At 68.1% G+C, this 13,343-nt stretch carries 14 protein-coding genes and 1 tRNA gene; 10 read left to right on the top strand and 5 right to left on the bottom strand.

The annotated features are described in order from the left end of the window. Positions 1 to 104 precede the first annotated feature (104 nt). Positions 105 to 2,051, top strand: a complete 1,947-nt coding sequence (locus ACYVI5_RS02090; RefSeq protein ID WP_460578786.1) for an acyltransferase family protein — start codon at positions 105 to 107, stop codon at positions 2,049 to 2,051. A gap of 40 nt (positions 2,052 to 2,091) precedes the next feature. On the opposite strand, the gene ACYVI5_RS02085 is transcribed toward ACYVI5_RS02090, so the two are convergent. After that, positions 2,092 to 2,730: a DNA-directed RNA polymerase subunit beta gene (locus ACYVI5_RS02085; RefSeq protein WP_460532185.1), complete on the bottom strand. Its 639-nt coding sequence runs from the start codon at positions 2,728 to 2,730 to the stop codon at positions 2,092 to 2,094. A gap of 95 nt (positions 2,731 to 2,825) precedes the next feature. Here ACYVI5_RS02085 and ACYVI5_RS02080 point away from each other — a divergent pair, with 95 nt between their 5' ends. Then, positions 2,826 to 2,990 carry a cytochrome c-type biogenesis protein gene (locus ACYVI5_RS02080; protein ID WP_460532182.1) on the top strand — a complete coding sequence of 55 codons (165 nt, stop codon included), beginning with the start codon at positions 2,826 to 2,828 and terminating at the stop codon, positions 2,988 to 2,990. Positions 2,991 to 3,179: 189 nt separating this feature from the next. On the opposite strand, the gene ACYVI5_RS02075 is transcribed toward ACYVI5_RS02080, so the two are convergent. Beyond that, positions 3,180 to 3,254: transfer RNA gene (locus ACYVI5_RS02075), tRNA-Lys, on the bottom strand. 272 nt (positions 3,255 to 3,526) lie between these two features. Here ACYVI5_RS02075 and ACYVI5_RS02070 point away from each other — a divergent pair. The 5 genes from ACYVI5_RS02070 to ACYVI5_RS02050 all read left to right on the top strand — a co-directional run bounded on the left by ACYVI5_RS02070 (position 3,527) and on the right by ACYVI5_RS02050 (position 7,390). Next, positions 3,527 to 3,775: a hypothetical protein gene (locus ACYVI5_RS02070; RefSeq protein ID WP_460578785.1), complete on the top strand. Its 249-nt coding sequence runs from the start codon at positions 3,527 to 3,529 to the stop codon at positions 3,773 to 3,775. A gap of 130 nt (positions 3,776 to 3,905) precedes the next feature. Further along, a complete protein-coding gene (locus tag ACYVI5_RS02065) occupies positions 3,906 to 5,093 on the top strand; it encodes an LLM class flavin-dependent oxidoreductase (RefSeq protein WP_460578784.1) in 1,188 nt (395 codons plus the stop codon). 1 nt (position 5,094) lies between these two features. After that, the gene (locus ACYVI5_RS02060; RefSeq protein WP_460578783.1) at positions 5,095 to 5,805 is read left to right on the top strand and encodes an NADPH-dependent FMN reductase family protein; all 711 of its coding nucleotides are present in this window, start codon (positions 5,095 to 5,097) and stop codon (positions 5,803 to 5,805) included. 104 nt (positions 5,806 to 5,909) lie between these two features. Next, the gene (locus ACYVI5_RS02055) at positions 5,910 to 6,818 is read left to right on the top strand and encodes a glycoside hydrolase family protein (protein ID WP_460578782.1); all 909 of its coding nucleotides are present in this window, start codon (positions 5,910 to 5,912) and stop codon (positions 6,816 to 6,818) included. After that, positions 6,785 to 7,390, top strand: a complete 606-nt coding sequence (locus ACYVI5_RS02050; RefSeq protein WP_460578781.1) for a glycoside hydrolase family 1 protein — start codon at positions 6,785 to 6,787, stop codon at positions 7,388 to 7,390. Before ACYVI5_RS02055 ends, ACYVI5_RS02050 begins: the two co-directional genes overlap by 34 nt. A 25-nt stretch (positions 7,391 to 7,415) precedes the next feature. Here the strand turns inward: ACYVI5_RS02050 and ACYVI5_RS02045 are convergent, their stop codons facing one another. The 3 genes from ACYVI5_RS02045 to ACYVI5_RS02035 are packed head-to-tail and all read right to left on the bottom strand — an operon-like array spanning position 7,416 to position 10,255. Beyond that, positions 7,416 to 8,414 carry a zinc-binding alcohol dehydrogenase family protein gene (locus tag ACYVI5_RS02045; protein ID WP_460578780.1) on the bottom strand — a complete coding sequence of 333 codons (999 nt, stop codon included), beginning with the start codon at positions 8,412 to 8,414 and terminating at the stop codon, positions 7,416 to 7,418. A gap of 40 nt (positions 8,415 to 8,454) precedes the next feature. Continuing rightward, positions 8,455 to 9,396 carry an aldose 1-epimerase family protein gene (locus ACYVI5_RS02040; RefSeq protein WP_460578779.1) on the bottom strand — a complete coding sequence of 314 codons (942 nt, stop codon included), beginning with the start codon at positions 9,394 to 9,396 and terminating at the stop codon, positions 8,455 to 8,457. A 22-nt stretch (positions 9,397 to 9,418) separates the two neighbouring features. Beyond that, on the bottom strand, positions 9,419 to 10,255 hold the full coding sequence (locus tag ACYVI5_RS02035) for a DeoR/GlpR family DNA-binding transcription regulator (protein ID WP_460578778.1): 837 nt from the start codon (positions 10,253 to 10,255) through the stop codon (positions 9,419 to 9,421). A gap of 57 nt (positions 10,256 to 10,312) precedes the next feature. Here ACYVI5_RS02035 and galT point away from each other — a divergent pair, with 57 nt between their 5' ends. The 3 genes from galT to ACYVI5_RS02020 all read left to right on the top strand — a co-directional run bounded on the left by galT (position 10,313) and on the right by ACYVI5_RS02020 (position 13,294). After that, entirely contained in the window at positions 10,313 to 11,434 is a 1,122-nt protein-coding gene (gene galT / locus ACYVI5_RS02030; RefSeq protein ID WP_460578777.1) for a galactose-1-phosphate uridylyltransferase, read from the top strand. After that, positions 11,431 to 12,591 carry a galactokinase gene (gene galK, locus ACYVI5_RS02025; RefSeq protein WP_460578776.1) on the top strand — a complete coding sequence of 387 codons (1,161 nt, stop codon included), beginning with the start codon at positions 11,431 to 11,433 and terminating at the stop codon, positions 12,589 to 12,591. Before galT ends, galK begins: the two co-directional genes overlap by 4 nt. 145 nt (positions 12,592 to 12,736) lie before the next feature. Continuing rightward, entirely contained in the window at positions 12,737 to 13,294 is a 558-nt protein-coding gene (locus ACYVI5_RS02020) for a gamma carbonic anhydrase family protein (protein ID WP_460532152.1), read from the top strand. Positions 13,295 to 13,343 lie beyond the last annotated feature (49 nt).

The following is a 13,343-nucleotide window of genomic DNA, read 5'->3' as shown; positions in this document are numbered from 1 at the left end:
TACTGCGGCCCGGCCATACGAGTGTAACGAACTCGCACGGAGGGTATTCCCGGCCGAAGGGTCTGCGGTCGGTGACGCTGCGGCGGAGTTACACTCGCAGCCCGATGTCTCCGCACACACGCCTCCCGATCCCGTCGCCGGCGCCGCCTGCCGCGACCGAATCCGCGCGCCTGCCAGGGCTCGACGGACTGCGTGCGCTGGCTGTCATCGCCGTCATCGCCTATCACTACGTGCCGGCGGCGCTTCCCGGCGGCTTCATCGGCGTCGACGTGTTCTTCGTGATCAGCGGCTTTCTCATCACCTCGCTTCTCATCGGATCCCTCGGGCGTCGCGAGCGGCTGCGTTCGTTCTGGATGCGCCGGGCTCGCCGTCTGCTTCCCGCCCTCGTCGTGCTCGTGCTCGCGTGCTGCACCGCCGCGCTGTTCATCGGGCGGGACGTGCTCGCGCACATCGCTTCGCAGCTGGTCGGAGCGCTCACGTTCAGCAGCAATTGGGTGTACGTCGCACTGGACCAGAGCTACTTCGCACAGGGCTCGCCTCAGCTCTTCCGTAACCTGTGGTCGCTGGCCGTCGAGGAGCAGTTCTACCTGGTCTGGCCGTTGATCGTGCTCGCCCTCGTGCCGTGGATGCCGCGACACGGTCGCGCTGGCGTGCCTTTCGCGCTGGCCGCGGCATCCGTCGTCACCATGGCGGTTCTGTACAGCCCCGGAGCAGATCCCAGCCGTGTCTATTACGGCACCGACACTCACTTCTTCGGGCTGGCGCTGGGCGCGACCCTGGCGTTCGTGCTCGATCGGGCGCGACGCTGGGATCTGTACGGGCAGGAGACCGCCGCCGAACGCCTCACCCGACGCTCTGCACCGGTCGTCGGCGTGCTCGCCCTCGCCGGTCTCATCGTCTACGCGGTGTTCGTGCACGACCGCGACGCCTTCAACTACGACGGCGGCCTGACGCTCGTGTCGGTGCTCACGGTCGCCCTGGTATGGGCGGCGACAAGGCCGGCCTCCGCGCTCGGTGCGGCACTGGATGTGCGGCCGCTGCGCGCGATCGGCGTTCGCTCGTACGGCCTGTACCTCTGGCATTGGCCCGTGTTCGTGCTTGTCGGTGCCGTCGCATCCGCAGCGTCCGTGGGCTCGGCGTCCTGGGCCGTGCCGCCTATCGCGCTGGCGATCAGCGCCGCCGCCACCGCGCTGTCATACCGATTCGTCGAGACACCCATTCGCCGGAGCGGCTTCCGCACGCTCGTCAGACCGTTCACGAGAACATCCCGTGCCCGGCCGGCGCTCTTCGGCGCGGCGTGCGTGGCATGTGCTGCACTGCTGGTCGGTGTGGTCGGCACGTCGGCGGCGGCCGTCGAGGGTATGAGCGGAACGGCCGCCGAGCAGCAGGTCGCGGCCGGTCGGCGCGCGATCGAGCAGGCGCAGCACCACACGCCAACGTCGTCGCCCGCTGGGCATGCCGCTGACGCGGCAGGCGCTCCGGCGTCGTCAGGGCCGACCTCGACGCCGTCACCGACGCCCAGCGCGTCGGGTCCGGCCGCGTCTTCGGATTCGTCGCCTGTCACTGCACCGGCGCCTCGCGACGGAAGCGACATCACAGCGATCGGCGATTCGGTCATGCTCGCCTCTGCGCCCGCTCTGCTCCGCGCGTTCCCGGGTATCGCCATCGACGCCGTGGTCTCGCGCTCCCCGAGGGATGCGCCTGCTCTTCTGCAAGAGAAGGCCGCTGACGGAACGCTCCGCCACACTGTCATCATCGGCCTCGGCACGAATGGATACCTCGGAACGGGCACCCTGGATCGCGATCTGCAGGCCGTCGGCCCCGGCCGTCGCATCGTGTTCGTGAACATCTATGCGGATCGCCCGTGGCTTGGCGAGGTGAACGGCGATCTCGGCGCGTTCGTCGCGTCGCATCAGCAGGCCGCCCTTGCCGACTGGCACGATGCCATCGCAGCTCACCCGGGTTTGCTGTCGCCCGACGGCATCCATCCCGGGTCCGAAGGCGGTGTTCTCTATGCCGAGTGCGTGGCGGCGGCACTCGATCGCTTCTGACGCGATTCGAATGCTCGAATTGCTGTTTTCTCTTGCGGGTTCACTCCAGTGAGTCGCTGCGCCAGAGGCGTGCAGCTGCGGTGAGTTCCGCGGCGAATTCCGAGAAGCGCAGCGCTCGTCTGGTCAGCAGACTCGCGCGCTCCGGCTCGGTCGGCTCCGCGTCGTCGGCGAGGCTCGTGCACCCGGCGGCGCTGACACGGCAGAAGGCGGCGGCGCGTTCGAGTGCGACGGCGAAGTCGCCCTCGAAGACTCCACGCAGGATGCGATCGGCCAGGTCGATGATCTCGCTGGGCCCGGTCGGCGTCTCGGCGCCTGCCACGACGGGATCGATCGACTGCAGCACCTCGGTTCCACGCTGGAACTGCAGGCTCGTCGCGTGCGGATCCTCGCGGATCGCGAGCCGCAGAAGGTAGATGCGCCACAGTGCGCCCGGCAGGCTGTGCGCCGCGGCACGGGACCACAGCTCAGCGATCGCGTCGATACCGTTGTCGTCGGTGTACGAGACGAGGCGCGAGACGATCTCGGGGTCCGGATGCCTGCGCACCCGCTCGAGCAGCGCCGCCGCGGTCTCGTGCGCCACGCGGCTCGTCTTTGCAGGATCGTCTGCCCCGTGCAGGTCGTCGAACCGGAAGCCGGGTAGCTTCGTCGGCTTGTGGTACGGGCGGTTCGAATCGGTCACCCCACAAGGATTCCGCATCTGCCGCGTGGATGCAGGCAGAGCACGGATGTCAAGGGTCTACCCCCGGATGAGGGCCGACGATAGTGTGAAGCGTCATGAACATCCTGCTGATCATCGTGGTCATCGTCGCCGTGATATTGCTCTTCACGGGCGGTTTCGTCTCGGCGGTCAACTGGCTGCTGTGGGTCGGAATCGTTCTGCTGCTCCTGGCCATCATCGCCTGGATCATCCGCGCACTGACCGGGAGCAGGCGCGCCTGACGGGCCGCGAATCCCTCACCGACTAAGGCGGGCGTTGCAGACAGGTGTCGCGGCGCCCGCCTTTACTTGCGGCGGGTAGCTCGTTGCTCCATTCGCCCTCCTCGATGTCAGAGGCGAGGGCTACCTTCGTGGAATCGGGGACGACACGAAGGAACGGCATGGCAGCGGACATGTCCGGAGCGCCGGCGATGGTGCCCCCGGAGAATTACGATATCTCGACCCACCGGTTAAAAGCCGGTTGCTCTGCCTCTGAGCTACGGGGGCCTGGCACAGAGCCGCGCAAGGTGTGCGGAACGTGTTCCGAGTCTAAGGCACTCACGGAATTCAACCGGCGGGCTCGGAGCCCCGACGGTCTGCAATCGGTGTGCCGGGAATGCAATCGAGAGTCTGCTCGCCGGTACTACGCCGCGAACCGGGAAAAGCACATTCAGGTGATTGGCGAGCGGAAGAGGCAACGTCGTAGACAGCTTCAGCGGTTCGTCGCCGACTATCTACGGGCGCATCCGTGCCTCGATTGCGGGGCTACTGATCTGCGAGTGCTCGATTTCGACCACCGTCCGAACGAGATCAAGCGGGAAGCAGTCATGAAGCTTGTCGTTCTCGGCTTCAGCGAGTCCATCGTGATGGCCGAGATCGAAAAGTGCGACGTACGGTGCCGGAACTGCCACGCGATCGTGACGTACGAACGTATGGGCCGCAACTGGCGCACCGAGGCGATGCTGGTCGCCGAGGCGGTCCCGGTCGCCGAGACAGTGCCGGAGAGCCGGTCAACCCCTGAAGCGTGATCACCGGATCCGGTGCGGTTCCTGCCACAGCCGGGAATGATTGCAGGGAGTGGTGCGTTTGACATTCATGCAAACGCATACATCTATGAGCGGCCGGTGTGACCGGTCAACCCTGGAGGGGGACATCCCGATGCAATTCGGCATTTTCTCGGTCAGCGACATCACGCGCGACCCGACGACGGGCGTGACGCCCAGTGAGGCCGAGCGCATCGACGCCACGGTGCAGCTCGCGGTCAAGGCCGAGGAGGTCGGACTGGATGTCTTCGCCATCGGCGAGCACCACAACCCGCCGTTCTTCTCCTCCTCCCCCACGACGTTGCTGTCGCACGTCGCGGCACTGACGAAGCGGCTGATCGTCACGACGTCGACGACGCTCATCACCACGAACGATCCAGTGCGCATCGCCGAGGAGTACGCGATGCTGCAGCACCTCTCCCAAGGCCGCATGGACCTGATGCTCGGCCGCGGCAACACGGCGCCGGTCTACCCGTGGTTCGGCCAGGACATCAGGCAGGGCCTGCCTCTCGCGCTCGAACACTACAACCTGCTGCACCGTCTCTGGCGCGAGGACGTCGTGGACTGGGAGGGGCATTTCCGCACACCTCTGCAGGGCTTCACGTCGACGCCGCGCCCGCTCGACGACGTGCCGCCGTTCGTGTGGCACGGCTCGATCCGCACCCCGGAGATCGCCGAGCAGGCCGCCTACTACGGCGACGGATTCTTCGCCAACCACATCTTCTGGCCCAAGGAGCACACGCAGCGCATGGTGGAGTTCTACCGCCAGCGCTTCGAGCACTACGGCCACGGCAGCGCCAAGCAGGCCATCGTCGGTCTCGGCGGCCAGACCTACATCGCCAAGACCTCGCAGGAAGCCCGTGACGAGTTCCGCCCGTACTTCGACGAGGCGCCGGTATACGGCAACGGGCCGTCGATGGAGCAGTTCACCGAGAGCACGCCGCTCACGGTGGGATCCCCGCAGGAGGTCATCGACAAGACGCTCGGCTTCCGCGACTATGTCGGCGACTACCAACGCCAGCTCTTCCTCGTCGACCACGCCGGCCTGCCGCTCGGCAAGGTGCTCGACCAGCTCGAACTGCTCGGCGGCGAGGTGGTACCGGTGCTGCGGCGCGAGTTCGAGTCGCTGCGCGACCCCGAGGTTCCGGATGCGCCCACTCACGCGAGCCTGGTGAAGGCCAAGTACGGAGACGCCGAGCCCCGGCAGCCACGGCCGAATGCGAACCGCGGCGACAATGTGACCGGCGGCTCGCCGTATCAGGACACCGACTCGCTGACCGCCTCGCCGTTCGGGGAGGACTGAGATGGCTGAGCAGAAGGCGTTCCGCCTCGCGGTCGTGAACGCGGGCATCAGCGATCCCTCGTCGACGAAGCTGCTCGGCGACCGCATCGCGCAAGCGGTACGGAAGACGGCCGAGCGCCGCGGAAACACGGTGCGCATCACCACTGTGGATCTGCGGGAGCTGCTGCCGGAGTTGTCTGGCGCGCTGGCATCCGGATTGCTGGGCCCCCGGTTCACGGCCGCGGTCGAGGCCCTGCGCGAGGCCGACGGCATCGTGGCGAGCACCCCCGTCTACAAGGCCGGCCCGAGCGGACTGTTCAGCTCGTTCTTCCAGGTACTCGACAACGATCTGCTGATCGCCAAGCCCGTCGCGCTCGCGGCCACCGCCGGTACCGCCCGGCACGCCCTCGTCGTCGACGAGCAGATGCGGTCGCTGTTCGCGTACCTGCGGGCGCTGAGCGTGCCGACCTCGGTGTTCGCGGCGACCGAGGACTGGCAGGACAAGGCGCTCGGCTCCCGCATCGAACGCGCCGCTTTCGAGCTGCTGTTGCTCATGGAGAGCGGATTCGAGCGCGAGGTGCGCGGTTCGAGCTGGCGCAACTACCAGCACGAGTACGGCAGTGCCGGCGGCACGGAGCTCGCGATCGACCTGAACAGCGACCTCATGAAGCTGGCCACAGGCGGTTCACTCAAGCCGCGCAACTCTGTGATCGAAGGCATCGACGAGGACTAGCGGCGCCCGGCCCGCGCTCAGTATGCTGACCGCATCCCCATAAGAGAGCGCTCTCAGCATGTCTCATCGGTGCTCGAGAGACGATGCGGAGACGAAGGCGACTCGTGACAGGCTCGGATTCCTCGTTCACCGGAGTGAGCAGACGGCAGTTCCTCGGCACCGCGAGTGCCATCGCGATCGGCAGTCTCGGGACCGCCGCTTTGGCGGGCTGCACCTCGTCGCCCAGCGGCTCGAAGGCATCCTGGAGCCCGCCTTCGTCTCCGATGCGCTTCCCGAAGGGATACGTGTGGGGCGCCGCGACGAGCGCCTACCAGATCGAGGGCGCCTGGAACGTAGACGGCCGCGGCCCGTCGATCTGGGACACGTTCTCTCAGTCCGGCCTCGGGCGAATCGCCGACGGCTCGACGGGCGACGTCGCCGACGACCACTACCACCGGTGGCGAACCGACCTCGACCTGCTGAAGACACTCGGAGCGGGCGGATACCGGTTCTCGCTGGCGTGGCCGCGCATCCAGCCGGCGGGATCGGGCGCCGTGAACCAGAAGGGCCTCGACTTCTACAGGCAACTGATCGCCGGGCTGGCGGAGCGCGGCATCCGCCCCGCGATCACGCTCTACCACTGGGACCTGCCGCGGCCGCTGCAGGACGCCGGCGGCTGGCCGCTGCGCGACACCGCGAATCGGTTCGCCGACTACGCCGACATCGTGTTCGGCACCTTCAAAGACGTCGACGCCGACTGGTACACGCTGAACGAGCCGAAGACGCAGGCGTTCAACGGGTACTGGTACGGCAGCCACGCGCCGGGGATCATGGACCCCAACCAGGCCGCAGCGACAGTGCACCACCAGCTGCTCGCGCACGGGCTCACCGTGCAGTCGTTCACCGCGAACGGCGCCGCCGGCCGGGTCGGACCCGTGCTCAATCTCACGCCCGTGAGCGCGATCCAGCGGCGAAGCTGCAGACATCCAACGTTGATGCCGTGCAGAACCGGCTGTTCCTCGACCCCGTGCTGAAGGGCAGCTACCCGAAGGATGCCATCGGCACCGAGAACGGGCAGCTGCCTGCAGACCCCGACCGGTTCGCCGCGCTCATACGAGACGGCGATCTGAAGACGATCTCCTCCCCCATCGGCGTGCTCGGCGTGAACTACTACGGCGTCGCCGGCGTCGACCTGAACGGGCAGATGGTGCAGATCCACCAGACGTCGGCCGCGACCTGGCAGCAGATCTGGGCGCCGGGACTCTACGAGCTGCTCACCCGCCTCAAGGACGATTACAAGCGGGTGCCGATTGTGATCACCGAGAACGGCGTCCCCGACGACCCGATGCAGAACGGCCTGAACGACACGAAACGCATCGACTACCTGCGCTCGCACTTTCAGCAGGCGGCGCGAGCCATCGACGCGGGCGTCCCGCTCGAGGGCCACTACGTGTGGGCCCTGCTGGACAACTTCGAGTGGGCCGAGGGCTACACGCAGCGCTTCGGGCTCGTGAACGTGGACTATCCGACGCAGAAGCGCACGCCGAAGAAGAGCTTCGAATGGTACAAGAACGTGATCGCGGCCAACGCGGTGGCGCCAGCGTAGTCGCCGGCGTCCGCTCGTGGTCACATCATCGCTGCACGACCACCTTGCCCACCGTGTGACCGGACTCGACCAGGCGGTGCGCTTCGCGGAACGTCGCGGCATCCCATCCCTGCAGCACGGTCTGCGCGGTCGAGGTGACGCGACCGGCGTCGACGAGGTCCGCGACGGTATCCAGCAGTTCGTGCTGCCTGATCATGTCGGGCGTGCGCTGCACCGGACGCGTGAACATGAACTCCCAATGCCAGGAGAGGCTCTTCGCCTTGAGCACGTCGAAGTCGACGTCCTTGCCGGAGTCGATCGCCACGATCGCACCGAACGGCTTCAGCAGCCGTGCGTAGTCCGCCGCACGCCCGGCGCTGTGAGCCGTGAAGATCCAGTCCACGCCATCCGGCTCGGCGGCGAGGGTCTCGCCGACCAGGTCGGCGTGGTGGTCGACGGTCGCCACTGCTCCCAGTGAGCGTGCCCAGCGCACGTTCTCTTCGCCCGACGCTGTTGCGATGGTGCGCACGCCGGGCAAGAGCTCGCGCACGAGTTGGAGCATGATCGACCCCACGCCGCCGGTTGCACCCACGACGAGCAGCGCGCCTCGACTGTCAGCGGTCAGTGCGAGCTTGTCGAACAGCGACTCCCACGCCGTGATGGTGGTGAGCGGCAACGCTGCGGCCTCGGCGAATCCCAGCGACGACGGCTTGCGCCCGACGATGCGCTCGTCGACGAGTTGAAGATCGGCATCCGACCCCTGACGGTCGATCTGGCCTGCCCACCACACCTCGTCACCCGGACGGAACAGCGTCACCTGACTTCCGATGGCGCGGACCACCCCTGCTCCGTCGAAGCCGAGAACGCGAGGCGCGTCGAGTGCCGGACTGGCCGCGCGTTGCTTGACGTCGACCGGGTTGACGGATGCCGCCCGCACCTCCACCAGCACATCGTGCGGCGCGGGCTCCGGGTACGCCAGCTCGACGTCGACGAGGCTGCGCTCGTCGTCGATGGGCAGACCCTCGGTCAGTGCGATGGCGTGCATGCAGAACCTCCCTGCTGAGCGTTCGACAGAAACTTGCGGGTCACACGAGACGCGGCTCGATGCCCCACCGCGTCTTCAGGGTCTCGCCCGGCGCCAGCCAGGTCAGTCCCTGCGACGAGTTGAGGGCGTTCGCCGGCGCCGTCATCGGCTCGATCGCGACGGCGACGTCGCCCGAGGGCAGGGTGGCGAACGAACGATGCGTGAACGCCTGCACATAACCGTAGGAGTCGTCGACCCACAGCACCACCGAGCGGCCGTCGGGCGCGGTCAGCGAGTGCTCGGCGCGTCCGTCCTGGTGCTTCACACCGCCGAACCCGGTGTCCAGGTGAAGGTCTCCGACACGTCGGCCGCTGCGCAGGTCGAACTCCGTGCCGTCGACCGGACTCTCGCCGATCACGTTCATCCGCTCGTCCACCTCGAAGTGAGTGGTGGCCTCGAGCCGCAGCATGAGGTCGGCGGTCGGAACGCCACCGATCTTGAGGTAGGGATGCGTGCCGATCGCGACAGGAGCATCCTTGTCGCCCGCATTGACGATGGTGTGCTCCACAGTGAGTCCGTCCGCGCTCACGCTGTAGCGCACGCTGGTGTCGAGCAGGAACGGATAGCCGAGCTGCGGGTACACGGTCGCAGAGAGCGTGACCGAGTCCTTCGTGCGCATCACCAGGAGGTAGGGCGAATACCGCAACAGCCCGTGGATCGCATTGCCGCGTGCCGGCTCGGTCACCGCAAGCTTCTGCTCGCTGACGGAGCCGGACTCGTCGCGCCACCACCACGTGGCATCCGCCACCCGGTTGGGCCACGGCACGAGCACGCTTCCGCAGCCCGACGGCGTCGCCATCGACTCGGGATATGGCTCGGTGACGTCGATGCCGCCGACGGAGTACGAGCGGATGCTCGCCGCCACCTGCGTGATCGTCACCCGCGCCTGCCCCGCGGGGCTGTCGCACGTGAGCTCGTACTGGTCTCCGGTGGGCGCGCGCATGCTCCCAGCGTAGGACCGTCGCTCAGCCTGTGGGGGCGGTGCGAACGACACGGGCATGCGCGGCGCGGAGGGCGCGCAGAGCACGGGCATCCGCGGACGCACCGAGGTAGACCGCCTCGAAGTCCGCCAGTTCGCCGATGCGGCCCAGGTGCACCTGACCTGCCTTCGAGCCGTCCGCCAGCACGACGGCACGAGCGGATGCCTGCACCATCTCGCGCTTCAGCTCCGCCTCCGGCAGGTTGATGTTGGTGACGCCGGCGCGAGCATCCACCCCGTTGCAGCCGATGAATGCGAGATCGGCGTGAACGTGCGCGAACATGAGCGAGGCCAGTGGCGCCACGAGCGAGTGCTGCAGCGGGCGGAGGGTGCCGCCGGTCACGATCACCTGCACGCGCGGACCGGCGTTCTCCAGTTCGAGCGCGATCGTGAGCCCGTTCGTGATGACGGTGACGTCGTAGAGGTCTTCGCGGCGCACCAGTTCCCGGGCGAGAGCCATGCAGGTGCTGCCCACGTCGACGATCACGCTCATGCCGGGCTCGACGAGCTCGACCGCGCGGCGCGCGATCGTCAGCTTCTCGTCGGCAGAGCTCTCCAGCGCCTCCTCGAACGAACGCTCGTGCAACGGCCCGGTGACCCTGGGCATCGCTCCCCCGTGCACGCGCCGGATGCCCTGGGTCCCCTCGAGCACCGCGAGATCGGCTCGGACCGTCACCTCCGAGACCCCGAAGGTGTCGCTCAGCTCGCCGACCCGCACGAATCCGCGATCGCCGATGAGCCCCAGCATGCGCTGACGCCGAATGGTCGCCGGAGCGCCGGCATCGGGTACCGCGCCGGCGGTCGAACCCGGAACGTCAACCACAGCAGCAACTTACGTTTGCTTTTGATTGGTTGTCAATCCGTAAGGTAGGGTCGACGTGTGGGCACCATCACGAAACGCGAGTACCGCCTCGCCGACGGGCGCCAGCTCATCTACTTCGATGACGCCGACAGCACCCTGCCGGCGGACCGCGCGCCCGACCTCCGCACGCTCGATCCACGGCCGCAGACGGCGCGGATGCGCCAGGACCCGCTGACCGGCGACTGGATCTCGATCGCCGCCGCACGGCAGAACCGCGTGGTGCTCCCGCCGGCCGAGCTCGATCCGCTCGCGCCGCAGTCGGCCGGCAACCCGTCGGAGATCCCGAGCGACTACGACGTGGCCGTGTTCGAGAACAGGTCCCCGTCATTCGGTCCCGGGCTGGACGATCCGGATGCGCCGCGCAGCCTCGAGGACCTCGCGGAGGTGGGCATCGGACGCGTTCGCACCTCCGTCGGCCGATGCGAGGTGGTGTGCTTCAGCTCGGCCACCTCCGGGGCCTTCGGCAGCATCCCGGCGTCGCGGGCGCGCACCGTGATCGAGGCGTGGGCGGACCGCACCGCCGCACTCTCGGCGATGGACGGCATCCAGCAGGTCTTCCCCTTCGAGAACCGGGGCGAGGCGATCGGGGTGACGCTCGGGCATCCGCACGGGCAGATCTACGCGTACCCCTACATCACACCCCGCACGCAGCGGCTGCTCGCCTCGGTTGAGGCGTACGGGCCGACGCTGTTCGGCGACATCCTCGACTTCGAGCGGGCGGGCGAGCGGATGCTCCTGGCCGGCGCGCACTGGAGCGCTTACGTTCCGTTCGCGGCAAGGTGGCCGCTGGAGGTGCATCTCGTGCCGCACAGGCAGGTGCCCGATTTCGCGGGCACGACGGATGCGGAACGCGACGAGCTCGCGACGCTCTACCTGCGCCTGCTGCGCGGCGTCGACCGGCTCTACGACACCCCCACCCCCTACATCGCGGCCTGGCATCAGGCGCCGGTGAACGTGCACCGCGGTGACGTGCGGCTGCACCTGCAACTCACCTCGCCGCGTCGGGCGGCCGACAAGCTGAAGTTCCTGGCCGGCAGCGAAGCGGCCATGGGAGCATGGGTCGGCGATGTGCCGCCGGAGCGGCAGGCGGAATCGTTGCGCACGGCGATCGCGCTGGCAGACAAGGAGAACCCGGTATGACCGACCTCGTCGCGGCTGCTCGCGCGCGCTTCACCGAGCTCTTCGGGCACGCTCCGCAGGGCGTATGGTCGGCGCCGGGCCGGGTGAACCTGATCGGTGAGCACACCGACTACAACGACGGGTTCGTGTTCCCGTTCGCCATCGACCGGCGCACGGTCGGCGCGCTCGCGCTGCGCGACGACCGGGCGATCCGCGTCACGTCGTCGTTCTCCGACCGCGTCGTCGAGACGTCGCTGTCCGACCTCGGGCCCGGCGGCGAGCGCGGCTGGCAGAACTACCCGCTCGGCGTGGCCTGGGCGCTGGGTCAGCTCGGCGCCGATCTCGACGCCGTTCCGGGCTTCGACCTCTACCTCGACTCCGCCGTTCCGGTGGGCGCGGGCTTGTCGTCGTCGGCCGCCATCGAGTCCGCAGCGGCAGTGGCGCTCAACGACGTGTGGCGGCTCGACCTGGATCTCAAGACGCTCGTCAAGGCCGGGCACATCGCCGAGAACGAGGTGGTCGGCGCACCCACGGGCATCCTCGACCAGTCGGCGTCGTTGCTCGGCCGTGCAGACAGCGGCATCTTCATCGACTGCCGCAGCTTCGAGACCGACGTCATCCCGCTCGGGTTCGACGAGGCGGGGCTCGAGGTGCTCGTGATCGACACCAAGGTGGAACACGAGCACGCTGATGGCGGATATGCCGCGAGACGGGCATCCTGCGAGGCAGGTGCCAGAGAGCTCGGCGTTGAGTCGCTGCGAGAGGTTTCGATCGCGGACCTTCCGCGGGCGCGTGAGGTGCTCGACGGCGAGACGTTCCGTCGCGTGCGGCACGTCGTCACCGAGAACCAGCGCGTGCTCGACACGGTGCGCACGCTGCGGGAGCAGGGCCCGCGGGCGATCGGCGACTTGATGGATGCCTCGCACCGCTCCCTGCGCGACGACTTCGAGGTGTCCGTTCCGCAGCTCGACCTCGCCGTGGAGATCTCGCAGAACTACGGCGCCATCGGCGCCAGGATGACCGGAGGCGGCTTCGGCGGATCCGCGATCGCGCTGGTGCCGCACGAGCTGGTGTCCCAGGTGGAGGCATCCGTCGACGCGGCGTTCGCCGAGCACGGCTACGCCCAGCCCGACCTGTTCGCCGTCGTGCCGTCGGCGGGAGCCTCGCGCGACGAGTAGCTGCGGCGGCGCGTTCGCGACGCCGCAGCAGGCAGGAATGCGCTTGCCACGCGAGAACAGGCACGATCTGCCTGTTCTCGCGCGATCTACCTGTTCTGGGCCGACACAGTGGCTTGCGACCGGCCAGGGCGGGCAGACTGGGGGCATGTCTGCGCATCCGGATGCCCGCCTGACCGCTCTGCCATCGTTGGTTTCGGGGGCCGATCGTCCGCGCCCTGAGGTGGCGGACTCCGCGTGGGCCGCACCGGGCTCCCACCTGATCGGCGCCGTCACCCTGCGGGAGCGTGCGAGCGTTTGGTACAACGCCGTGCTGCGGGCCGACAACGAGCCGATCGTCATCGGTGAGCGGTCGAACATCCAGGACAATTGCTCGTGCCACGTCGACACGGGCTTCCCCCTCACGCTCGGCTCGGGAGTCTCGGTCGGGCACAACGCTGTACTGCACGGCTGCACGATCGAAGACGACGTGCTGATCGGCATGCACGCCACCGTGATGAACGGAGCGGTGATCGGCGCCGGATCGCTCGTCGCCGCGGGGGCGCTGGTCACTGCGGGAACGATCGTGCCGCCGCGGTCGCTCGTGGCCGGCGTGCCCGCGAAGGTGCGGCGTGAGCTGAGCGACGAAGAGGTTGCGGGCATCCGTCACAACGCCGAGGTGTACCTCGAACACCTCGAGTTGCATCGCACTGGAACGCGGATCTGAACGCCTCGGACTCGATCTGCAATCCGACTCCAACTCGGCTCGACCTCCA

The sequence above is a fragment of the Humibacter ginsengisoli genome, assembly GCF_054780095.1.
This window is presented reverse-complemented; position numbering and strand designations above follow the sequence as displayed.